The sequence below is a fragment of the Corynebacterium sp. zg254 genome, from assembly GCF_024701495.1.
Classification (GTDB): Bacteria; Actinomycetota; Actinomycetes; order Mycobacteriales; family Mycobacteriaceae; genus Corynebacterium; species Corynebacterium zhongnanshanii.
In genome coordinates, this window is the sequence record NZ_WIAR01000001.1 from 197,594 (window position 1) to 218,394 (window position 20,801).

The window sequence follows — 20,801 nt, forward strand, 5'->3', positions numbered from 1 at the left end:
GCCCTTTGTCGTCTTAGCCACGATGAATCTCCAATAGCATTGTGCGTCACTGCCACTCGGCAGGCGTGTGTCAGTAAGTGAACCTTTAAGATCTTAGACCTTTTCAGCTCAAAATCTACGATGGGTTGCCGTTTTCCGTGTCAGTGCCCGGTTCCAGCACCTCAGGTTGGGGGTCGTTCACCTTTTCGAGGATCGCCAGCTTGTCCCACGTGGTGGTGACACCCGGTGCGATATCCAACTCGACGGTAGCCTCATGCACTGCAGACACAACACCGTGAATTCCGGAGGATGTTTTCACTTCATCGCCCACGGCGAGGGTGGCCTGGAAGGCGCGGATCTCGCGGACCCTCTTGTTCTGCTTCCTGATTTGCAGTAGTGGGAGGCCCAAAAAGACCGCGATGATCAGAATAATAAGTAATGCATCCATGCTGGCTAGTTTGCCATACCCAGGGCATCGTCTGGCGGTTGGAGTCCCAGATGCCTCCACGCAGCCGCCGTGGCGACGCGTCCGCGCGGGGTGCGCGCGATCATTCCCGCCCGGACAAGGTAGGGCTCGCAGACCTCTTCCACCGTTGAGGGCTCCTCGCCCACCGCCACAGCCAAGGCGTTGACACCGACCGGCCCGCCGCCGTGCCCCTTGATGAGGGACTCCAGGACGGCCTTATCCAACCGATCCAACCCTGCCTCGTCCACGTCAAACACCAGCAGGGCCGCCCGAGCGATCTCTACCGTGATGCGCCCGTCGGCGTTGACGTCGGCAAAATCGCGCACGCGCCGCAACAGGCGGTTGGCAATACGTGGCGTTCCACGAGACCGTGACGCGATTTCGGCGGCGGCGTCGTCATGAATATCGACGCCCAAGATCCCGGCCGCACGGGTCACGACCTGGGTGAGGTCGGAGACGTCATAGAACTCCATCTGCGCGGTAAAACCGAAGCGATCGCGCAATGGTCCGGTGAGCATGCCCGCGCGTGTGGTGGCTCCCACCAGCGTAAATGGCGCGATTTCTAGAGGGATGGAGGTGGCTCCCGGCCCCTTGCCGACGATCACATCAATGCGGAAATCCTCCATGGCCATGTACAGCATCTCTTCGGCGGGGCGGGCGATGCGGTGGATCTCGTCGATGAACAGGACGTCACCCTCCATCAGATTGGAGAGCATCGCCGCTAAGTCCCCGGCACGCTCCAGGGCCGGACCGGAGGTCATCCTTAAGGAGCTGCCCAGCTCTTGGGCGATGATCATGGCCATGGTGGTTTTGCCGAGTCCCGGAGGGCCTGCCAGTAGCACGTGATCGGGACTTAAGCCTCGGCTGCGCGCACCTCCGAGAACCAAATCCAATTGCGCCCGGACCTTGGGCTGGCCAATGAACTCACCCAAGGAGCGTGGGCGCAGCGAGGTTTCCACATCGCCATCGCCGGGCATGGGGCCCGCACTGAGGTCGGGATTGATGCTGTTCGCACCACCGCCGGAGGGAGCGTGTTCCTGCTCCGGGAGCTTAAACTCTGTCCGTTCCACGTCACCCATAGCTCTACCCTACTTCGTGCCCATCGTAGCCAGAGCTTGGCGCAGCACCGTCGAGGCGTCCACCTGATCTGCACCTGCCTCCACCAACGCCTGGATGCTGGCCTGTGCCTGCGCGGAGGCCTTGGATTCGGGAAATCCGAGCCCCACCAGCGCCTCGGTGACCTGGGCCTGGACGGACTCGTGGACATCGACCGGCAACTGGGGATCCCCGGCTGCACTCTGGGGCGCTGCCTCGGGAGCGATGGCGCCCACTTTGTCCCGCAGCTCCAGCACCATGCGTTCGGCGAGCTTCTTCCCCACTCCGCTGGCGCGCTGAAGGGTCTTCAGGTCTGATTCCCGGATCGCGCGGACCAGCTCATCGGGGGTGACCACCGCCATGATGCCCAGCGCCGTCTTAGCCGCAACCCCGCTGACGGTCTGCAGTAGCGTGAAGATGGTGCGCTGGTCAGTAGTGGAAAAGGCGAACAGGAGTTGCGCGTCCTCGCGGACCACCATGGTGGTGTACACGAACGCCTCCTCACCGCGTGAGAGGTGAGCCAGCGTCTCGGGCGTGGCCGAACAGAGGTAGCCCACGCCGTGACACTCGATCACGGCGAAGTCCAGACCTTTATCAATGACGGTGCCGCGCAGGGAAGCGATCATGAGGCAACTCCTAATGTGTTGTGTGACTTATGCATGCTGGCTCAACGATCGTTTATGAGCGCATGCATCGGTGCGCGCCAGCAATGGCACACGGCCAGCGCGAGGGCGTCGGCCGCGTCGGCGGGTTTCGGTGGCGAGGACAAGCCCAGAATGCGTGTCACCATCGCCGTCATCTGGGCTTTATCGGCGCGGCCGTTGCCGCTCACGGACTTCTTCACTTCTGAGGGCGTGTACATGTACACCTCCACCCCGCGGCGAGCCGCGGCAAGCATGAGAACCCCCGAAGCGTGGGCGGTGTTCATGACCGTGGACACATTAGAGCGCTCGAAAACACGTTCCAACGCCACCACATCAGGCTTGTAGTCGTCCATCCACTCTTCCACTGCATTGGACAGACGTAGGAGGCGCCGAGCTAGATCCTCCTCCGCGGGCGTACGCACCACACCCACCGCGATGGGGTGCACGGTGCGTCCGGTACCTGCTTGCACCACAGACAGGCCGCAGCGGGTAAGTCCGGGGTCGATTCCCATCACGCGCATCCCAGCAATGCTCACCGGCGCGTGGGGCGCCTGGGCGCCCGCGGGCTGGCGCGGAGGAGGGTGCGGCTGACTCGAAGTGTTCATCGCACCCAAATATAGCACGGGTGTTCCAAAAAATGGAGTGGAACTGTTATGCGTCCAGCTCCGCCAGAACCTCGTCGCTGAGGTTCATGTTGCTAAACACGTTCTGGACATCATCGGAATCTTCCAGAACATCGATGATGTGCAGCACCTTCTTCGCCGTGGCAGCATCCACAGGAACCTCCATGGAGGCGCGGAAGTCAGGCTCCAGAGAGTCGTAATCGATCTCGGCGTCCTTCAGCGCATCACGCACGGCGTTCATATCAGCGGCTTCGCACACAATCTCGAACTTCTCGCCCAAGTCCGTGACCTCTTCGGCACCCGCATCCAGAACAGCCATAAGGATGTCGTCCTCGGTGTACTCCCCCTTGTCCAGGATCGCCACGCCCTTGCGGGTGAACATGTAGCTCACCGAGCCAGGATCCGCCATGTTGCCACCGTTCTTGTTCACCGCGGTGCGCACGTCCGTGGCCGCGCGGTTGCGGTTATCGGTCAGGCATTCGATCAGCAAAGCCACGCCATTCGGGCCATAGCCTTCGTACATGATGGTTTCCCAGTCAGCGCCGCCCGCCTCTTCACCGGAGCCACGCTTGCGAGCGCGCTCGATGTTATCGTTCGGCACGGACGACTTCTTCGCCTTCGTGATGGCATCCTGCAGCGTGGGGTTCGCAGCAGGGTCTCCACCGCCCGTGCGTGCAGCTACTTCGATGTTCTTAATGAGCTTGGCAAACTCCTTGCCACGCTTGGCATCATTTGCTGCCTTCTTGTGCTTGGTCGTTGCCCATTTTGAGTGACCGGACATGATCCTCTTTCATTCGTGGAATTAATTGCTTACTAATCTATCAGTTGGACTGCTCGAGCAGCGTAATGGGAACTCCCACCTGCCCTTTATTCAGGTAGCGCGTCAAGCCCTCCTGCGTCACCATCGCCACCAGGTCGCCCCGCTGATTAAAGATGCGGCCGTGGGTCAGAGCGCGACCCGCGTGTGCCGACGGCGAAATCTGGTCGTAGAGCAGCCACTCGTCGGCCCTAAACGGCCTCAAGAACCACATCGCGTGATCCAAGCTTGCTTCCTGGAACTCGCCCTCGTGACGGTGAGGAACCAGCGCGGAGCTCAGCAGCGTCATGTCGGACATGTACGCCAACGTGCAGACATGCACTGTGTCCTCATCCGGAAGGCGGGACTTCGAACGGAACCACACCACCTGCTGGGTGGGCGTGTACTTGTTGTGCTCGAATTGATCCTGCGGAACGATGCGGATATCCCAATCTTTCCACTCGTCCATCATCGCCACCTGGATGGGGCTCAACTCTTCCGGATCCACGGTAATGGATTCAGGATCCGGGACGGTGCGCATTAAGTCGGAGTGCTGCGGGCCATTGTCATCGCGGACGTGGAAGCTGGCCTGCATGATAAAAATCGCCTTGCCATTTTGCACGGCCTTCACACTGCGGGACACAAAGCTTCGGCCGTCGCGGATGCGGTCGACGAGGTACACGGTGGGAATATCGGGACGCCCCGGCCCCACGAAGTAACCGTGCAGCGAGTGCACTCCGTGCTCTGGCCCTACGGTCTTGGTCGCGGCGACCAAGCACTGTGCTGCCACCTGGCCTCCGAAGGTGCGTTGAAAACGCGAGGGGATCACTTGGCCGCGGAAGATATCCTTATCCACAGCCTCCAGATCCAACACATCATTGATGCGGGGGTAGTGCTTTTCGGTCACAACTCTCTCCTGTTGACTCCAGACCTTGTCCACGAACAGTGTAACGGGCTCCGCGCATGCAGAAACATTTACCGCGGATTTCCGGCGGCCATCGCCTCATAGTATTCCGGCAAGGGCGCGCTTCCGGCGAGCTTCAACCCGCGCACCGCGGGACGGTGCCGAAGCGTGAGCGTGGCGCCGACGGCGTCGTTATAAAACCTGGCCGCAAGGTCCACCCGCGTGGCTGCTTCGATGAACGAGGGATGGGTGAGCACGTCCTTGTCCAGTCGCGTCAGTAGCGCGTTCTCCGCATCGGAGCGCGCGCTCATGTCACTGGCCTTCAAGACCACACGGCTGGCCGCCTTTGCCTGTTCGGACAGCTCCGGCTGCACCGCGGCGATGACCGCCGCACGCGCCGACAGCGCACCCTCCAGGCTCAGCCGGGCGGAGTCCGTGCGAATATGCAGCCGGTTCAGGCGGTTGGCCATGCCCACCGCCATCAGGGCTGCCACCGCAATAACCACCACGGCGAACACTATGATGGTCAAGGCCCACACCGGAATCGTGATCATGAGAGCGTCACCTTCCTTCCCCGTGTCGCCACCGTGTTATACACCTGCTCCACCTGCGTGGCCACCGTCGACCAATCAAAGTCCGCCGAGCGCAGCACTCCCCTGGCCGCCAGCGCGTGGCGCTCCTGCGCATCGTTCAGAAGATCCACCGCCTGCTCGGCCAGGCTCTGCGCGTCCTCGTTGCGGAACAACCGTGCGGAATGCCCCTGCTGCCCCACCGCCGCGAACGCAGGAATATCGCTGGCCAACACGGCCGTCCCACTGGCCATCGCCTCCACCAAGACGATGCCGAAGCTTTCGCCGCCGGTGTTCGGGGCAACGTAGATGTCACTCGACGCCAAGGCCTGCGCCTTGACCACATCACTCACACGTCCCAAGATGCGCACGCTGGCGGCTGTTCCTGCGCGCTGTGAATGAGTCAGGCCCAGAGAATCCAACCGGCTTTCCAGTTCCTCCACGGAGCCACCACCGGCAATCACCAACTCCACCTCCGGAACGCGCTTCACGATCTCCGGGAATGCCTCCAGCAGGACGTGCAGTCCCTTGCGTGGTTCCTCAAAACGCCCGAGGAACATCATCCTCACACGCCCCGGAGCCTTATCGTCCAGGGCAACAGCATTCTTATATAGGGACGTGTCCACCCCGTTCGGGATGAGTACCGGATCACCCGACAAGTTCTCCACCTGCCACTTGCGGGCCTGCTCGGACACGGCGATACCACCTTGAATCCTATCCAGCAACGGGCGCAGAAAAGGCAAGGCCAGCTTCAGCAGCCTCGACTGATCGGCGGACGCATGATACGTCGCCACAATCGGGCCCTCGACCTGGGTCAGCGAGAGCATCGAATAGGACGGCGAGTTCGGTTCGTGAATGTGCAGAAGATCCAGATCCTGCTCGGTGATCCATCGCCGGATTCGGCGCACCGTCCGGGGGCCGAAACTCAACCGAGCCACCGACCCGTTGTACCGGATCGGGATGGATGCACCACCCAGCTCCACGAAGTCGGGCAGGCTGCCTCGGATCTTCCCAGGCCCCAGCAGGGACACCTCATGGCCACGCCGCTGGAGCTCCTGGCATAGCTCCAGCGCATGAATCTGCACGCCACCGGGCTCGTCAAAGGAATAGGGGCAGATCATTCCCACCTTCATGAGCGAGCCCCTCCCTCCGGATCAAGTCCGAGGCGCGCACGGCGTCGGTCGGACAGGTCAGCGGCAAACAGCGGTTGGAGCATGTGCCAGTCTGCGGGATGGGCGGAGATAAACTCCTCGAAGATGCTGGCCTGTTCCTGCACGATCTCCTCGACGGGTCGGTCCAGGTTCGTGATCTCGCGAACGCGCTGCACCCACCGCTCGTGCCCATCGGCGGTCTCGTCAAAGCCCAGACCAGCCACGATCAGACGGGCCCCGGTGCGCTGAGCAAGCAGTGCGGCACCCCGCGGCATGAAGGCGGTCTCTCCAAAGAACCGCACGGGCACGCCATGACCACTTAAGTCCCGATCGCCCATGAGGCAGACGATCCCGCCCTGGTTCAGGCGCTTCTCCAGCATGTGGAAGGGCGACTCTTGTGTACCCTCGTGCGCAATAATCTCAAAGCCCAGGGACTCGCGATACTCCACAAAAGCATCAAACAGGCTTTCCGGCTTCAGACGCTCCGCCACGGTGGAAAACGGGCCCGCGCGATCCACCAGCCACATGCCGGCCATGTCCCAGTTGCCCATGTGCGGCAGCACAAGAACAAGCCCCTGGCCTGCCTTGATGGCCTCCAGGACGGTCTCATTGCCGCTGTCCACGAACCCCTCATTCACGCGGTTGGCCAGGTCGTGCCCCGCCATCGTGGGAAGGCGGAAGGCCTCTCGCCAGTAGCGCATGTAGCTGCGCATACTCCGGCGCATCAAGTCCGTCGTGACGTTGTCCTCCCCCACCACGCGCGCGAGATTCTTGCGAAGCTGCTCCGGCTGCGTCCCTTTTTTCGACGCCAGGTCTGCGATCCCATTGAACATCGCTCGAGCCAGACGGTCCGGCAGAGCCGCCGTCACCTTCCAGCCTGCGATATAACCCCACGCAGAGATACGTTGTCGAAGATCCGCCACGGCTTATCGGTCCTCGGCGTGATCGAAGGTGCGGGCGCCCGCGGGCGCCGCAATGTGCTCGCCAGCCTTGGGATCGCGGGACGCGATCACCAGCCGCTCCACCACCGTGTACACCGAGCCGGCGGCCAACACCCACAAGCCCCATGCCAGCACGTGAGGAACCCCTAGACCGTCAAGGCCCAAACACACCAGGGAGATGATGAGCCGCTCCGGGCGTTCGACCAGACCGCCGACGATCTTGATACTGGAAGCCTCGGCGCGTGCCTTGACATAGCTCGTGACCTGGCTGGCGACCACGATCACCAGGCACACGGCCATGAGCGGGTAATCCGGGACCACGTTGGCGTCGTTAATCCCGGCGAACCACAGGCACAGCGCCCCAAAGATCGCCCCGTCTGCGATACGGTCGCAGGTGGCATCCAGCGTGGCGCCGAAGTTCGTGCCGCCGCCACGCAAGCGCGCCATGGTGCCATCGACCATATCCGTGGCCACAGTAATCCCGATGAGCACCGCAGCGGCGAAGTGATGGCCTGTCGGGATCAGCCACAACGCCAGGGCCACCGAAATCACGGTACCGATGAGGGTCACCGAATTCGGGGTGAGTCCCATCCGGGTCAGCCACTTGGCGATAGGCTCCACCACCACCGCAGCGGGTTTTCTCCCATGTACGCTCAGCATGGTCTACGAGTGTGTCCTTTCGCTCTCGGCTATGCCGGGCCATGCGTCGGCCAGCAGTGCTCGGGTCTCCTGAAGAGTCTGGGGCAACACCTTCGTACCACTGAGCACCATCATGAAGTTCGCATCCCCCACCCAGCGAGGCACGATGTGCTGATGGATATGGTCGGGAACGCTGCCCCCGGCTGCCTTACCCAGGTTCAGGCCCACCGTCACCGCATCAGGATGGGACACGGCACGCAGCGTCCGGAGGGCGTGCTTGGTAAACTCCGCCATCTCCAGGGTCTCCTCATCGGTCAGCTCCGTGTAATCGGCCACCTTGCGATACGGCACCACCATCATGTGACCCGGATTATAGGGAAACAGGTTGAGCACGCAGAACACAGTCTGCCCACGGGCAATGATCAGGCCGTCCTCATCACTGCGCTGAGGCAGCTCCACAAAAGGATCATCCGCGCGACTACTTTCGGCGATATACGCCGTGCGGTACGGAGCCCACAAGCGTAGTAGCCCATCATCTCGGCGGGGTTCATCCCCCATGCCGCGATCAATATAAGTGTCCGTCACGTCGTGGTCCTTTAGTTGAGTGTGGTGCCTGGTGTGCTGTGTGGATTACGCCAGTTCCTCCAAAACGCTCTCCACGTTGTCCTTCGTGGGCTGTTCGTTACGACGGGACGCCACCCAGCGAACGATCATCTCCACGGCCTTGTCCTTCGGCACGCCGTTGACCTGAGTTCCGTCGATGAAACGGAAGGACACAGCGCCTGCCTCCACATCGCGTCCGCCGACCAGCAACATGAACGGAATCCTGCTGGTGGTGTGATTGCGGATCTTTTTTTGCATGCGGTCATCGCTGGTATCCACCTCGGCGCGGATGCCCTCCGCACGCAGCTGCGTGGCCACGTCCTCCAGGTATCCGTTGAAATCGTCAGCCACGGGGATGCCCATGACCTGGTGAGGAGCCAGCCATGCTGGGAATGCGCCCGCGTAGTGCTCCAGGAGCACACCGAAGAAACGCTCGATGGAGCCGAACAGGGCGCGGTGGATCATGATCGGACGCTGCTTGGAGCCATCCGGTGCCGTGTACTCGAGGTTGAAACGCTCAGGCAGGTTGAAGTCCAACTGCACCGTGGACATCTGCCACGTACGGCCGATGGCGTCCCGCGCCTGCACGGAAATCTTCGGACCATAAAAGGCAGCGCCGGCAGGATCCGGCACCAGCTCCAGTCCGGAGTTGGTGGCCACACGCTGCAGAATCTCCGTGGACCGCTCCCAAATCTCGTCGGAGCCCACGAACTTCTTCGGGTCCTTCGTGGACAGCTCCAGGTAGAAGTCGGTCAGCCCGTAGTCGCGCAGCAGGGAGATGATGAAGTCCAGAACCGTCGTCAGCTCCTGCTCCAGCTGGTCTTCGGTGCAGTAAATGTGCGCGTCATCCTGGGTGAAGCCGCGTGCGCGAGTCAGTCCATGGATCACGCCGGACTTCTCGTAGCGGTATACCGTACCGAACTCGAACAAGCGCAAGGGAAGCTCACGATAGGAGCGGCCGCGGGATGCGAAAATCAGGTTGTGCATCGGGCAGTTCATCGGCTTGGCGTAGTAGTCCGCGCCTGGCTTGGTGACGTTGCCCTCGTCGTCGTACTCCGCGTCCAACTGCAACGGAGGGAACATGCCCTCCTTGTAGAAGTCCAGGTGGCCGGACTTCTCGAACAGCTCGCCCTTGGTGATGTGCGGGGTGTTCACGAAGGAGTAGCCGGACTCGATGTGGCGGCGGCGGGAGTGCTCCTCCATCTCCAGGCGGATGATGCCGCCCTTCGGGTGGAAGACCGGGAAGCCGGAGCCGATCTCGTCGGGGAAGCTGAAGAGGTCCAGCTCTGCGCCCAGGCGGCGGTGGTCACGCTTTTCCGCTTCCTCCAGCAGCGCCTGGTATTCCTCCAGCGCCTCCTTCGTTTCCCATGCCGTACCGTAAATGCGCTGCAGTCCGGCATTGTCCTGGTCGCCGCGCCAATATGCGGCGGAGCTGCGGGTGATGGCGAAGGCCGGGATGTACCGGGTGGTGGGCACGTGGGGGCCGCGGCACAGGTCGTACCATTCCACCTCGCCGGTGCGGGGGTTGATGTTCGAGTACGCCGTGAGCTCCCCCGCCCCTACCTCGGTGGCCTCATCGGAGTTGGGGTCTACGTTGCCCTTGTCGTCGATGAGCTCCATCTTGTAGGGCTCTTCCTGGTACTCGCCGCGCGCGTCCTCGATGGAGTCATAGGCCTTGCGCTCGAACTTCTGCCCGGACTTGATGATCTTCTTCATCGTCTTTTCGATGCGCTGCAGGTCCTCTGGCGTGAAGGGCTCCTTCACATCGAAGTCGTAGTAGAACCCATTCTCGATCGCCGGTCCGATGCCGAGCTTCGTTCCTGGGAACTCTTTTTGCACAGCCTGGGCGAGCACGTGAGCCGTGGAGTGGCGAATGACGGAGCGGCCTTCCTCGGTGAAGGCTGGCACTGCGGTGACCTCAGTGTCCTGTGCTGGGGTCCACGCCAAATCGCGCAGGTTACCCTCTGGGTCCTTTACGCACACGATGGCGTCGGCTCCCTTGTTGGGAAGCTCCAGTGGGCGCATGGCACTACCTGCTGATTCTCCAGCGGGTACGAGGAAAGAAACGGGTTGACTCACGGTCTTCGTGCTCCTTTAAGCAACTTGAGAAGGCGGTCACATACCTGGTGACAGCCATTGACCCAACTAGTCTACTCTGCCAGGAGCGATTCTCCCCAGTAGGACTCGGCATCGGTGCCAGGAACTATCCAAAACACCGCGGAACCGATGTGCGTCATCCACGTGTTCATGCGGTCGTTGGCCGCCAGCTTGCGCTGCAGCGGGGTGAAGGCGTGATCCGGGTCGTTCTGGAAGCAGATGAATATGAGCCCTGATTCGGCATCCAGTGTGACATCGTTGTCCCAGTTAAATGCACGCCGACGCATGGTCGTGCCCAGCCCGGCTGCGATGCCCACGTGACTCTTCGGGTCGATGACAGGCAGGCCGGTGGCGTCGGTTTTAGATAGATCCACGTCCTCGAACTCGTCGCTACCCCCGAGCGGCGCGCCCGTGTCGACGTGCCTGCCGAACGCGGTTTCGCGGTCGCTCCTGCTGAGTTTCTCCCAGCCGGGGATGTCGAATACCACGCGGCGCACCACCATGGCCGTGCCGCCGAATTCGTCCCAGATGTTGTGGTCGTAGTCGTCCTGATTTCGCGGTTGGGCCGTGCCGTCCTTGAATCCCAGCAGGTTGCGGGGAGTGTGACCGTCGGGGGCGTCCAGGAATCCGCGTTGGGTCCAATGGGGTGTGCAGTAGTGGGCGCCTGCGCGGGTGAGATGCCGTGCGGCGTGGGACACACTGGTGAGGTTGTCGCCGCAGATCTGCAGGATGATGTCCCCGCCCACCCATTGCTTCTGTAGCTGATCCGTGGGAAATGAGGGGATGCCGTCCACGTACTTGGGCACCCACGTTGGAATTTTTGAATCCGACGCCAAGCCTAACGCCGCGAGAAGCTCCGGTGACAGGCCGAAGGTGATGGTCAAACGGGCACCGGGCTCGTTCATATCGTGCTCGAGGTCAGCCAGGGGCTCTCCCCCAGCACACAATGCGCGCGCGTCTTGCGTCCAGACCTTCAGCAGGCGCCGCAGGTCCTTCTTCAGATCAGCAACCGGGGCGTCTTTCTTGGCCAGGTTATAGGCGATCAGGATGGCATTGGACTGCGGAGGAGTCTCCACGCCGGCCTGGTGGGCGCCATCGAAGGCGATCGGCTGGTCGCTGTCGACCTGTTGTCCAGCGGTGCGCTTGCTCTGGGCGTGGGTGTCCTCCTGGCAGGAGGCCAGCACGGTGGCGGCACCAGCGAGGCCCACCCCTGCAAAAAATCCTCGTCGTGAGATTCGGTGGTCATTCATTACAGGTGTGGGCCTCCTTGTTGGTCAGTGTTACTGGAGGTATTGACCGGAAGTGGATTGGCTTCCGGTGTTACCAAGGTTGGTGGAGTTCTCCAGCTTTTGGTTCTCCATGCCGGTGGCGTCCTGAGCTCCGGCCTCTGCCTCAGCTGCCTCGTCAGCAGGAGCGGTGGCGGTGGCCTCTGCACTCGAGGTGGTCCGTGCCTCCTGAGCCGGGTCAATGGACGGCATAGCTGGACCCTCGGTTGCGGTGTCCGGCTTCTGGCTCGTCGAGTCATTCTGGTGAGGAGGGGTGCAAGCGGACAGAGCGAGAGCGCCGGTCAGGGCGAGAGCGGCAAGTGCAGCAGTGCGGGTGTTCTTCACGGATAGTCTCCTGGTTTAGTCGTCTTTCAGTCCGCGCCAACGCGCAATAGCCATGATAAGCGCGGCTCCAATGACGACGATACCTCCCACAGGCAGCAACCAGGTAGGCACGCCACGCGTGGTGTCCCCCGAACTCTCCCCCTCCTTGGCTGCCTCGGTCTCCGTGGCACCAGCGGAGGCGTTGGAATCCTTGGAGTCGAGAGTGAACTCAAAGCTGCCTCGGGTGGCGTGTCCATCCGAGCTGGTGATCTGATAGCCCACCGTGTATGTGCCGGGTTCCTCGGAGACGTCATTACCGAGAGGCAGCGACAGGACACGGCCATCGCTGGTGGGTTCACCCTGGGTGAGCACCTGACCATCGCGGGACAGAGCAATGGTGTTGAACCCGTCTTGAGGCTCACCGGAGAAGGTCAGCTCCAGCGTGTCAGGCAGTTCGGTGACGTGGCTATTGGCGCTGGGGTTGGAGCTCACCACGGAGTCGTGTGCGAACGCTGGCCCCATTCCCATCAGTCCAGCGGTAGTGATTGTGCTGAGTGCCAGTGCGATGCTGCGCTTCTTCATAGTCGCCAGTAAGCCTTTCTGTTTCTTTTGCCCTGGGATGGAATGCCCATGCTCGGGTTTGATCCACATGCCACGTTATTCAAGTAGTCGGGCTGGGCGGCTGAAAGGTTCCGTGATTTTCAACACACCCTGAGTGCCGTGGTGCAGGCATGTAAAAACCGGGATGGATGACCATCCCGGTGTGTGGAGCGGATGACGAGACTCGAACTCGCGACCCTCACCTTGGCAAGGTGATGCGCTACCAACTGCGCTACATCCGCATGGGGTACGCCAACCAATTCAAAAACGTGTAACAGTTTCTGTTTCAGTTGTGTGAGGTGGAAACGGGAATCGAACCCGTGTACACGGTTTTGCAGACCGTTGCCTAAGCCACTCAGCCATTCCACCGCTGTCGACTTTCGCAAGCCTGACATGTATCAGTCCATCGAACAATGAACGTGAGCGGATGACGAGACTCGAACTCGCGACCCTCACCTTGGCAAGGTGATGCGCTACCAACTGCGCTACATCCGCATGATTCTTTTTATTAAGGCCAGTGAATCTTCTGGCTGGTGCGCACTACTGGGATCGAACCAGTGACCTCTTCCGTGTCAGGGAAGCGCTCTCCCGCTGAGCTAAGCGCGCGCACATCACGATGGTGTGATGGGAGCGGATGACGAGACTCGAACTCGCGACCCTCACCTTGGCAAGGTGATGCGCTACCAACTGCGCTACATCCGCGTGCAACTTAATGTGATGTGGAGGTTCATCGATCGGCTTGTCATGATCGATGGGATTGTCATGTTTGAACTTCCGCACTTTAAGTTGCGAGATAAGAGCCTATCTGCCAACGCTGTAATTTACAAATCGCCAGGTAGGGGCGTCAATTTGGTACTTATGGTTCTAGTCATGCTAGATTCATTACGCAGCCAAGAGCGCGAGCACCTGGCTTACACGGTTCCATAGCTCAGCGGGAGAGCGTTCCGTTCACACCGGAAAGGTCGCTGGTTCGATCCCAGTTGGAACCACAGATAACCTCCCTGTCCAGGGAGGTTTTTCTTGTGTTAGTCAAGTGTTAGTCAAGATTGTTGGGCACGCACAGCGTGGCGTTGTATGGACGGTCACCACAACTATTAAGCTGTAGCCGATGTCTGCCCATGCACTCAAAGCCCCCGCAAAGCGCCGTCGCGTGCCTCAACGCGGCCCGCTGGCCCACGGATCTACGCTTGCCAAGATAGCATCGCTTGCGCTCTGGCCGCTTGCCCTCATCGCCTTTATTCACAAGACGTTTATCACGCCCTTTAACGGCCCGGAGACCGATGACTTCACTACGGTCATCAGCGCCTTGTACCGTTTCCGTGAGGGCATTCCGGTCTACAACGAGCAATATTGGCAGGTTGATCCCCACTACCTGTATTCGCCGGGGGCTACCCTGCTGCTCAGCCCATTGGCGTGGCTGCCGGAACAAGACGCCAGCCGCATGGCGTACATTGTGCTGAACTCCATAGCGGTGGTCTGTGCCTGTGGGCTTCTCACGAAACTCTTTGATCTGCCACTGAGCAGCCCTGTTTTTCCGGGTAGTGTATGGCTTCTCTTTAACACAGAGTCCCTTCAAAATACGTTGGCGTTTTCCAATATTAACGGTTTACTGCTGTTTTTGGAGGTCGTGTTTCTCTGGGGATTACTACGCAGACACCCCTGGCTTGGCGGCATTGCACTGGGTCTCGCCATCACCATTAAACCTCAGTTTGCGCCACTGTTAGTGTTGCCACTATTCAAAAAACAATGGGCAACATTTGTTCCTGCCGTAGGAATACCGCTGTCATTGAATCTGGCAGCGTGGCCAATGATGACCTCGCCCGAGGACTTTTTCACCAAGCTCATGCCTTATCTGGCAGAAACCAGAGATTATGCCAATAATTCCATCACGGGCATGGCGGCGTACTTTGGCTGGTCCGAAGGTATGACCTGGTTCTGGCGTATTTTTGGCGCTCTGGTGGTCGGAACCGCTCTGTTCCTCTTGCTTCAATGGAGGCACACCGAAGAGCTTTTTTGGGCCACAACCACCACGTCCCTCATTTTGATCGGAGTGTTCCTCCTCAGCTCTCTGGGGCAGATGTATTACACCATGCTAGCCCTGCCCATGTTTTTCACTATTCTTTTGCGCCGGTCGGTGATGCATAATCCGATGACGTGGCTGGGCATGTATTTTTGCCTCACCTTAGATAGCTGGAAGTCCGAGGAATTTGAATGGTTCGGATACACCATGGAAAATGTGCGGGGGACTATCGGTTGGGCGCTCATCATGCTGTCGGCCACCACCATGATTGTGGTCTGGACGGTGAAAGAAAAGCCCTGGACAAAGCCTTCCCCCTCCACGCAGGTGCACAAACCCTCGCGACAGCCGTATCCTCGTTCTTACCAAGACGAGAACTAGCCACCCCCAATCCCCCCTGCATAGAGGAGCACCAGAATGTCTATCGCTGATTTTGATCCTGTTGATTTCCGATCCCTCTCCGACGAGCAGTGGCGTAGCCGCCTCTCCCCCGACGAGTACGCCGTTTTGCGCCAAGCCGGCACAGAGGCCCCTTTCACCGGCGAGTACACGGACACCACCACGCACGGAGTGTACCGTTGCCGGGCGTGCAACGCAGAGCTCTTCCGCTCCACCGAAAAGTTCCATTCGCACTGTGGATGGCCGAGCTTCTTCGATCCGAAAGACTCCGACGCCGTCCTCACCCGCGAGGACAGGTCCTTAGGCATGGTCCGCACCGAGGTGCTCTGCGCGCAGTGTCATAGCCACCTGGGACACGTCTTTGCCGGCGAGGGCTACGACACTCCGACCGACCTGCGTTACTGCATCAACAGCATTTGCCTCACCCTGGATACAGAGGCTTAAGACAGGTCCTGAACAATCTTGCGCGCTGCGGCAACACCGGACTGAGCTGTCGCGGGAACGCCCACACCCTGATAGGCAGCACCAGCCAACGCGAGCCCGGCCACGCCCTCAACATCGTTGAGGGCCTGGCCCATACGCTCCATGTGCCCCACGCCGTAGCACGGCAAGCCGCCCCACCAGCGTTGCACGAAGAACTCCTGGGGCTGTTTGCGCTCACCCGTGACCTTTTCCAGATCGTCCACGGCATAGGACAGCAGGGCACGGTCATCGGCTTCGAGGTACCACGGCTGCTGGAGAGTACCAAAGGAGGCGCGGACGATCGATCCACCTTCCACATTCAGGTGCGGCCACTTGCGGGAGCTAAAGGTAAAGGCCTTCGCTTCCGTAGGCGCATGCTCCCCGAGCAGCACTCCGGAGCGCTGCGGGATGCCGTGATCCGACGCCAAACGCATGCCGACCACCACGGATGAGGCCAGCTCCACGGAGGCCAAGGCGTCGGAGGCAACAGGAGCAACATCCTTCACCAGCACGCCAGCTGTGGGTGCTGGCGTGGCGACGACGGCGGCGTCGAACTCCCCGATGGGTTCCACGTACCATCCACGCGATGTGCGGCTGAGCGATTCCACGCCCGCGTTGTAGAGGATTTCAGGCTTGGCCGCGTCGATGAGCGCATCCACGACGGCCGCGTATCCGCCGTCAATGCTACGGAACACGGGGCCGCTGGCAGGTGTTTGACGTCGCTTGTCCAGGATCGCGTCGATCACGTCCACGAGGTAGAACGGAGAGTCTTGCTGGCCCCAGCGGTCGAGCTCAGCAGCGAGTTGCGGCAGGGTTGCCCGGACACTGAGGTCATCGGCGGAGCAAGAATACACTCCACCGAGCATCGGCGAGACAAGCTGATCCACCACGGCACGTCCCAGCCGCGCCTCCACCAACTGACCGACGGTCGTATCCTGCCCAGGCGTCCACGTCATGGCCTCACCGGTGCGTTCCGCATCGATGCGTTGAGCGGCCTGCTCTCCCAGCACCTGCCGCACGGCATCGCCGGAGGCCGGGATACCCATGACAGTATCCTTAGGCGCATCCACCAGCGCCCCCTCAACAAACAGACCGCTGGGCAAACCAGATGGGGTGCGCAGCGCGCCCCCCAGTCCCAGCTCCTCGAGTAGCGCTGTGAAATCTTGTCGGAAACCCAGATAGGCCTCAGCACCCATGTCCACCGGCCCGGTGCTGAAGTTCACCGTCTTGAGTTTGCCACCGAGGCGGTCATAGGCCTCCACGATGAGAATGCGGGCGTCCGGGCCCAACTGCTTGCGCAGTTCGTAAGCTGCGGTAAGTCCGGCGATACCACCGCCGATGACAGCTACCCGCGGTGTGTTGCGGCCAACGTTGGTGTTCACAGTTGGTGAACCTCCTCAAAAGCTCGAGTGATGGCGTCCGGGTCCGTGTGCGGCAGCACGCCGTGGCCCAGATTGAAAACGTGACCGCGGGCATGGCCCGCGTCGATGGCGGCATCGGCCTCCCCACAGATCCGGCGGATGTGGGATGCCACGGCATCCTGCGACGCACACAGCACCGCCGGATCCAGGTTTCCTTGAAGGGCCTTGGAACCGCTCACTCCCCCTGCTGCGACGACGGCGTCGTTGATCCGCTTCGCAGCAGTATCGAGAGGCACGCGCCAATCCACGCCCACAACGTCGGGGCCGGCCAGCGCCATATCCGCCAGCAGCTCACCGGTTCCCACACCAAAGTGGAACATCGGAATTCCATAGGGGCGCACTGCATCGAAAATCTGTTGGGAATAGGGCTGCACGAACTCGCGGTAGTCGGCGGCTGAGAGGTAGCCAGCCCAGGAATCGAACTGCTGGATCGCATCCACGCCGGATTCAATCTGGACCTGCAGAAAGCGAATGATCGTCGGCGTGAGCTGGCGCATCAGGGCGTGCCACACCTCGGGCTGCGAGTACATCAGTGACTTCGTGGTCTCGTGGTTCTTCGAGGGTCCTCCCTCCACGAGGTAGGAAGCCAGGGTGAACGGCGCGCCTGCAAAACCGATGAGTACCTGGTCGGGACGCAGCCCCTCCAGCACCCCTCCGATGCCCTCCGCCAGGGCAGACAGTTGTTCCCGCTCCACGGTGGGCAGGGCGTTCACAGCGTCCAGTGTGCGCACCGGGTTCTCCACCACGGGGCCGCGTCCGGGAACGATGTCCAAGTCCACGCCGGCGGCCTTCAACGGCACCACGATGTCCGAAAAGAGGATGGCCGCATCTGCATCGTGACGGCGCACTGGCTGCAGAGTAATCTCCGCCAAAATGCCTGGCTGGAAGCAGGAGTCCAACATCCCGATGTTGGCACGAATCTCCCGGTATTCAGGAAGGGAACGCCCAGCTTGTCGCATCATCCACACCGGCCGACGCGAGGGTTTCTCACCCCGCACAGCGGCCAGAAGAGGGGCGTCATGAGCGGCGCGGCGGGCCGCCGCTGCCCCGTCAAGATCATGGGCAAAGGGCGCGAATTCTGTCATGAGCACTATTATGCCAGCCGGTTCCTACAAGCCCCATTTGCCAGGACTGTTTGGGGTTAATGGACCACGCACGGCGCGCCTCCAGAGACTCGGCAACCCTAAAGGCTAGGTTTAGACCTTGTGAATCAAGAGACCGATACCCCGCAGTACTTCGAGGATGCGATCCGCTCCATGTCGCAAGCGCAGGTTCGCTCCGGCATCAGCCTCGGTGACATTCGCCCCCCTCGGAATCTCGCTCCCTTGAGTTATGCAATTGGCCTGGAAGTCGTCCGCAACAGCTTCAGTGACGAATCCGGCTTCGTGCCCGAGTTTTCCTCCCCTGACGAGGCCACCGGTGGCGACGCCTTCGGCCGTCTCATCCTCCTTCACGACCCCCAGAGCGAAGACCAGTGGGCGGGAGACACCGGTGCTGGATCGGACCCCACCTCTCCCAAAATGCGCATGGTGGCTTACATCCAGGCCGATATGGATGCCACCGTGGCCTCCGATCCCCTCCTGCCCGACGTGGCGTGGGATTGGCTGACCGAAGAACTAGATTCCCCAGAATGCGAGTTCTCAGACCTGGGTGGAACCGTCACTACCACCGCCTCCGTGCGGTACGGCGACATCGGCGGTCCCCCGCGAGCATTCCAGTTGGAGATGCGTGCAAGCTGGACTGCCACTGGAACTGACCTCGCGGCCCACGTTCAGGCGTTTGCCCAGGTGCTGGCCAATGTGGCAGGACTTCCTCCCGAAGGGGTATCCCGCTTAAGCTTCGGAACCACGACGGCTTAAGAACTCAGCGCCTCTACCCACGCAGCCACGCGCTGCGTGACCTTCTCCACCGACATTCCAATCTCATCCAGCACCTCGGTGCGCGACGCGTGGGACAGGAACTCCTGCGGTATCGCAATGTGGCGAACCGGGACGTCCACACCCGCCTGATTCAGCACCGTGCTCAGGTGTGCACCGGCACCGGACTGGATGCCATTGTCTTCGACCGTGACCACAAGATCCGCATCCCGCAGGGCATCCACGATCCCGTCTGCCACGGGAATCACCCACGTCGGGTCGATCACCTCAGCGTCCCATCCGGCGTCCTCAGCAGCATGAGCTGCAGCACAAGCCTGCGGGGTCAAGGCGCCGTAGTTGACCACGACCACCTTTGGACGCGCGCCGTGGGCGTCGGTCTTTGTATTATCGGCAGCATCGGAACGATACAACACGTCGTAATCCTGCGTGGAATCCACAGCCTCCAGAGGCAGCGGGATATTGCCCTTCGGGAAACGCACCACGGTCGGGGCGTCATGGATCGCCGTGCAGCGCTCCAGCGCCTCCTCCAGCCGCTGGCCGTCGCGCGGCGCCGCAATGCGAATCCCCGGAACAATGGAGGCAATCGACATGTCCCACATGCCATTATGGCTCGGCCCGTCGGAGCCGGTCACGCCCGCACGGTCCAGGACGATTGTCACACCCAGCTTGAGTAGAGCCACATCCATGAGCATCTGATCGAAGGCACGGTTGAGGAACGTGGAATACACGGCAACCACAGGATGCATGCCACCCAGCGCCAAACCGGCAGCCGACGTCATCGCGTGCTGCTCAGCAATGCCCACGTCATAGGTTCTGTTCGGGTAGTGCTCAGCGAAATGCGCCAAGCCCGTAGGACCCGCCATCGCCGCGGTGATCGCCACCAGGGAATCATCCTTGCCGGCCAGGTCTATCAGCTTCGTGGAAAACACGTTGGTCCACGACCGCGCGCCCTCCTCCTTGGTGCCGATCGACTTGCCGGTCACAGGGTCAATCACGCCCGTGGCGTGCATCTGATCCGCCTCATTCTTCTCGGCCGGATCGAAGCCCTTGCCCTTCTGGGTCACCGTGTGGACGATGACGGGGCCGCCGTAGTCCTTTGCATAGCGCAGGGCATTCTCCACCTGGCGGTTGTCGTGCCCATCCACCGGGCCGATGTATTTCAGTCCCAGGTCAGGGAACATCTCCGTGGGCAGCACGCTGTGGCGCACCCCGGCCTTCAGACCATGCATGACCTGGAACGTGCGCTCGCCAATCCAGCCCATGCGTCCGAGCGCATTCTTCCCGCCGTCCATGACCTTGTCGTACACAGGCTGCAAGCGCAGTGCGGCCAGGTTCTCCGCAAGGCCACCGATCGTGGGCGAGTAGGAACGGCCGTTATCGTTAACGATGATCACCACGTTGCGGTCGCGGGCAGCGGCAATATTGTTCAACGCCTCCCAGCACATGCCACCCGTGAGTGCGCCATCGCCGACCAGAGCCACCACGTGGCGATGGGTTTGACCCGTCTGCTCAAACGCCTTGGCCAGGCCATCCGCATAGGACAGCGCGGCCGACGCGTGGGAGGATTCCGTCCAGTCGTGCGGTGACTCGCTGCGCTCGGGGTAACCGGACAGGCCATCCTTTTGGCGCAACGTATCGAACAGATCCCGCCGACCCGTCAGAATCTTGTGCACATAGCTCTGGTGACCGGTATCGAAAATCAGCGGATCCGTGGGCGAATCAAACACACGGTGCATGGCGATCGTCAATTCCACCACACCGAGATTCGGCCCCAGGTGCCCACCCGTGGCGGAGACCTTGTGAATCAAGAACGTGCGGATCTCAGCTGCGAGCGCGTCCAACTGGTCAGCAGAAAGTCGCTTCAGATCTGCTGGTGAATTGATGCTGTCCAGAATGCCCATGCTGATGGTTCGTCTCCATTCTTTGGGT

21 protein-coding genes and 6 tRNA genes are annotated in these 20,801 nt (G+C 61.2%); 4 read left to right on the forward strand and 23 right to left on the reverse strand.

Annotated elements, in window-relative coordinates; all coding sequences use genetic code 11:
- Window positions 1–115: 115 nt before the first annotated feature.
- The 20 genes from yajC to GC425_RS01010 form a co-directional block, all read right to left on the reverse strand.
- Window positions 116–427, reverse strand: a complete 312-nt coding sequence (gene yajC, locus GC425_RS00915) for a preprotein translocase subunit YajC (protein WP_151841591.1) — start codon at window positions 425–427, stop codon at window positions 116–118.
- A 5-nt stretch (window positions 428–432) separates the two neighbouring features.
- The gene (gene ruvB, locus GC425_RS00920) at window positions 433–1,524 is read right to left on the reverse strand and encodes a Holliday junction branch migration DNA helicase RuvB (RefSeq protein WP_151841592.1); all 1,092 of its coding nucleotides are present in this window, start codon (window positions 1,522–1,524) and stop codon (window positions 433–435) included.
- A 9-nt stretch (window positions 1,525–1,533) separates the two neighbouring features.
- Window positions 1,534–2,166: a Holliday junction branch migration protein RuvA gene (ruvA, locus tag GC425_RS00925; RefSeq protein ID WP_151841593.1), complete on the reverse strand. Its 633-nt coding sequence runs from the start codon at window positions 2,164–2,166 to the stop codon at window positions 1,534–1,536.
- Window positions 2,167–2,207: 41 nt separating this feature from the next.
- Window positions 2,208–2,705, reverse strand: a complete 498-nt coding sequence (gene ruvC / locus GC425_RS00930; RefSeq protein ID WP_370451967.1) for a crossover junction endodeoxyribonuclease RuvC — start codon at window positions 2,703–2,705, stop codon at window positions 2,208–2,210.
- Between the two features lie 130 nt (window positions 2,706–2,835).
- Window positions 2,836–3,588, reverse strand: a complete 753-nt coding sequence (locus tag GC425_RS00935) for a YebC/PmpR family DNA-binding transcriptional regulator (protein ID WP_151841595.1) — start codon at window positions 3,586–3,588, stop codon at window positions 2,836–2,838.
- 40 nt (window positions 3,589–3,628) lie between these two features.
- On the reverse strand, window positions 3,629–4,510 hold the full coding sequence (locus GC425_RS00940) for an acyl-CoA thioesterase II (protein WP_187767966.1): 882 nt from the start codon (window positions 4,508–4,510) through the stop codon (window positions 3,629–3,631).
- Between the two features lie 68 nt (window positions 4,511–4,578).
- Window positions 4,579–5,046 carry a hypothetical protein gene (locus GC425_RS00945; protein ID WP_370451968.1) on the reverse strand — a complete coding sequence of 156 codons (468 nt, stop codon included), beginning with the start codon at window positions 5,044–5,046 and terminating at the stop codon, window positions 4,579–4,581.
- Between the two features lie 11 nt (window positions 5,047–5,057).
- On the reverse strand, window positions 5,058–6,209 hold the full coding sequence (locus GC425_RS00950; RefSeq protein WP_151841601.1) for a glycosyltransferase family 4 protein: 1,152 nt from the start codon (window positions 6,207–6,209) through the stop codon (window positions 5,058–5,060).
- The gene (locus GC425_RS00955; RefSeq protein WP_151841603.1) at window positions 6,206–7,150 is read right to left on the reverse strand and encodes a phosphatidylinositol mannoside acyltransferase; all 945 of its coding nucleotides are present in this window, start codon (window positions 7,148–7,150) and stop codon (window positions 6,206–6,208) included. The genes GC425_RS00950 and GC425_RS00955 overlap by 4 nt, the downstream gene beginning before the upstream one ends.
- Window positions 7,151–7,153: 3 nt before the next feature.
- Complete coding sequence (gene pgsA, locus GC425_RS00960; protein WP_151841604.1) at window positions 7,154–7,828, reverse strand: phosphatidylinositol phosphate synthase; 675 nt, start codon at window positions 7,826–7,828, stop codon at window positions 7,154–7,156.
- Between the two features lie 3 nt (window positions 7,829–7,831).
- Window positions 7,832–8,365 (reverse strand): HIT domain-containing protein, encoded by a 534-nt coding sequence (locus GC425_RS00965; protein ID WP_151842381.1) that lies wholly within the window; start codon window positions 8,363–8,365, stop codon window positions 7,832–7,834.
- 72 nt (window positions 8,366–8,437) lie between these two features.
- Window positions 8,438–10,435, reverse strand: a complete 1,998-nt coding sequence (thrS, locus tag GC425_RS00970) for a threonine--tRNA ligase (RefSeq protein WP_151844297.1) — start codon at window positions 10,433–10,435, stop codon at window positions 8,438–8,440.
- Window positions 10,436–10,560: 125 nt separating this feature from the next.
- Window positions 10,561–11,757, reverse strand: a complete 1,197-nt coding sequence (locus GC425_RS00975) for a Dyp-type peroxidase (RefSeq protein ID WP_151844122.1) — start codon at window positions 11,755–11,757, stop codon at window positions 10,561–10,563.
- A gap of 30 nt (window positions 11,758–11,787) precedes the next feature.
- Window positions 11,788–12,117, reverse strand: a complete 330-nt coding sequence (locus tag GC425_RS00980; protein ID WP_151844121.1) for a hypothetical protein — start codon at window positions 12,115–12,117, stop codon at window positions 11,788–11,790.
- Between the two features lie 15 nt (window positions 12,118–12,132).
- Window positions 12,133–12,678 carry a copper resistance protein CopC gene (locus GC425_RS00985; RefSeq protein WP_231699707.1) on the reverse strand — a complete coding sequence of 182 codons (546 nt, stop codon included), beginning with the start codon at window positions 12,676–12,678 and terminating at the stop codon, window positions 12,133–12,135.
- 184 nt (window positions 12,679–12,862) lie between these two features.
- A tRNA-Gly gene (locus tag GC425_RS00990) sits at window positions 12,863–12,938 on the reverse strand.
- Between the two features lie 55 nt (window positions 12,939–12,993).
- Window positions 12,994–13,065: transfer RNA gene (locus GC425_RS00995), tRNA-Cys, on the reverse strand.
- Window positions 13,066–13,118: 53 nt separating this feature from the next.
- Window positions 13,119–13,191: transfer RNA gene (locus GC425_RS01000), tRNA-Gly, on the reverse strand.
- Between the two features lie 36 nt (window positions 13,192–13,227).
- Window positions 13,228–13,302 (reverse strand) — tRNA-Val (locus tag GC425_RS01005).
- A 23-nt stretch (window positions 13,303–13,325) separates the two neighbouring features.
- Window positions 13,326–13,398, reverse strand: a tRNA-Gly gene (locus GC425_RS01010).
- Window positions 13,399–13,613: 215 nt separating this feature from the next.
- Here GC425_RS01010 and GC425_RS01015 point away from each other — a divergent pair.
- From GC425_RS01015 to msrB, 3 genes are all read left to right on the forward strand, one after another.
- Window positions 13,614–13,685 (forward strand) — tRNA-Val (locus GC425_RS01015).
- A gap of 119 nt (window positions 13,686–13,804) precedes the next feature.
- Window positions 13,805–15,094 (forward strand): glycosyltransferase family 87 protein, encoded by a 1,290-nt coding sequence (locus GC425_RS01020; RefSeq protein ID WP_151844120.1) that lies wholly within the window; start codon window positions 13,805–13,807, stop codon window positions 15,092–15,094.
- 36 nt (window positions 15,095–15,130) lie between these two features.
- A complete protein-coding gene (gene msrB / locus GC425_RS01025) occupies window positions 15,131–15,556 on the forward strand; it encodes a peptide-methionine (R)-S-oxide reductase MsrB (RefSeq protein WP_151841608.1) in 426 nt (141 codons plus the stop codon).
- On the opposite strand, the gene GC425_RS01030 is transcribed toward msrB, so the two are convergent.
- Both GC425_RS01030 and hemE read right to left on the reverse strand, forming a co-directional pair.
- Window positions 15,553–16,956 carry an FAD-dependent oxidoreductase gene (locus GC425_RS01030; protein WP_151844119.1) on the reverse strand — a complete coding sequence of 468 codons (1,404 nt, stop codon included), beginning with the start codon at window positions 16,954–16,956 and terminating at the stop codon, window positions 15,553–15,555. The genes msrB and GC425_RS01030 overlap by 4 nt on opposite strands.
- Window positions 16,953–18,080 carry a uroporphyrinogen decarboxylase gene (gene hemE / locus GC425_RS01035; protein ID WP_151844118.1) on the reverse strand — a complete coding sequence of 376 codons (1,128 nt, stop codon included), beginning with the start codon at window positions 18,078–18,080 and terminating at the stop codon, window positions 16,953–16,955. The genes GC425_RS01030 and hemE overlap by 4 nt, the downstream gene beginning before the upstream one ends.
- 171 nt (window positions 18,081–18,251) lie before the next feature.
- On the opposite strand from hemE, the gene GC425_RS01040 reads away from it, so the two are divergent.
- Window positions 18,252–18,854 carry a DUF3000 domain-containing protein gene (locus GC425_RS01040; protein ID WP_231699733.1) on the forward strand — a complete coding sequence of 201 codons (603 nt, stop codon included), beginning with the start codon at window positions 18,252–18,254 and terminating at the stop codon, window positions 18,852–18,854.
- On the opposite strand, the gene dxs is transcribed toward GC425_RS01040, so the two are convergent.
- The gene (gene dxs / locus GC425_RS01045; protein ID WP_151844117.1) at window positions 18,851–20,773 is read right to left on the reverse strand and encodes a 1-deoxy-D-xylulose-5-phosphate synthase; all 1,923 of its coding nucleotides are present in this window, start codon (window positions 20,771–20,773) and stop codon (window positions 18,851–18,853) included. The two genes, GC425_RS01040 and dxs, sit on opposite strands and share 4 nt — an antisense overlap.
- Window positions 20,774–20,801: the final 28 nt, after the last annotated feature.

Bases quoted from the DNA above. Each gene is read 5' to 3' on its own strand.
- ruvA (WP_151841593.1), bottom strand. From the start codon at position 2,166: ATGATCGCTTCCCTGCGCGGCACCGTCATTGATAAAGGTCTGGACTTC.
- pgsA (WP_151841604.1), bottom strand. From the start codon at position 7,828: ATGCTGAGCGTACATGGGAGAAAACCCGCTGCGGTGGTGGTGGAGCCT.
- GC425_RS01020 (WP_151844120.1), top strand. From the start codon at position 13,805: ATGTCTGCCCATGCACTCAAAGCCCCCGCAAAGCGCCGTCGCGTGCCT.
- GC425_RS01040 (WP_231699733.1), top strand. From the start codon at position 18,252: ATGTCGCAAGCGCAGGTTCGCTCCGGCATCAGCCTCGGTGACATTCGC.
- ruvB (WP_151841592.1), bottom strand. From the start codon at position 1,524: ATGGGTGACGTGGAACGGACAGAGTTTAAGCTCCCGGAGCAGGAACAC.
- thrS (WP_151844297.1), bottom strand. From the start codon at position 10,435: ATGCGCCCACTGGAGCTTCCCAACAAGGGAGCCGACGCCATCGTGTGC.
- ruvC (WP_370451967.1), bottom strand. From the start codon at position 2,705: ATGCGCGTGATGGGAATCGACCCCGGACTTACCCGCTGCGGCCTGTCT.
- yajC (WP_151841591.1), bottom strand. From the start codon at position 427: ATGGATGCATTACTTATTATTCTGATCATCGCGGTCTTTTTGGGCCTC.
- GC425_RS00965 (WP_151842381.1), bottom strand. From the start codon at position 8,365: ATGGGGGATGAACCCCGCCGAGATGATGGGCTACTACGCTTGTGGGCT.
- GC425_RS00950 (WP_151841601.1), bottom strand. From the start codon at position 6,209: ATGAAGGTGGGAATGATCTGCCCCTATTCCTTTGACGAGCCCGGTGGC.
- msrB (WP_151841608.1), top strand. From the start codon at position 15,131: ATGTCTATCGCTGATTTTGATCCTGTTGATTTCCGATCCCTCTCCGAC.
- GC425_RS00935 (WP_151841595.1), bottom strand. From the start codon at position 3,588: ATGTCCGGTCACTCAAAATGGGCAACGACCAAGCACAAGAAGGCAGCA.
- hemE (WP_151844118.1), bottom strand. From the start codon at position 18,080: ATGACAGAATTCGCGCCCTTTGCCCATGATCTTGACGGGGCAGCGGCG.
- GC425_RS00975 (WP_151844122.1), bottom strand. From the start codon at position 11,757: ATGAATGACCACCGAATCTCACGACGAGGATTTTTTGCAGGGGTGGGC.
- dxs (WP_151844117.1), bottom strand. From the start codon at position 20,773: ATGGGCATTCTGGACAGCATCAATTCACCAGCAGATCTGAAGCGACTT.
- GC425_RS00985 (WP_231699707.1), bottom strand. From the start codon at position 12,678: ATGAAGAAGCGCAGCATCGCACTGGCACTCAGCACAATCACTACCGCT.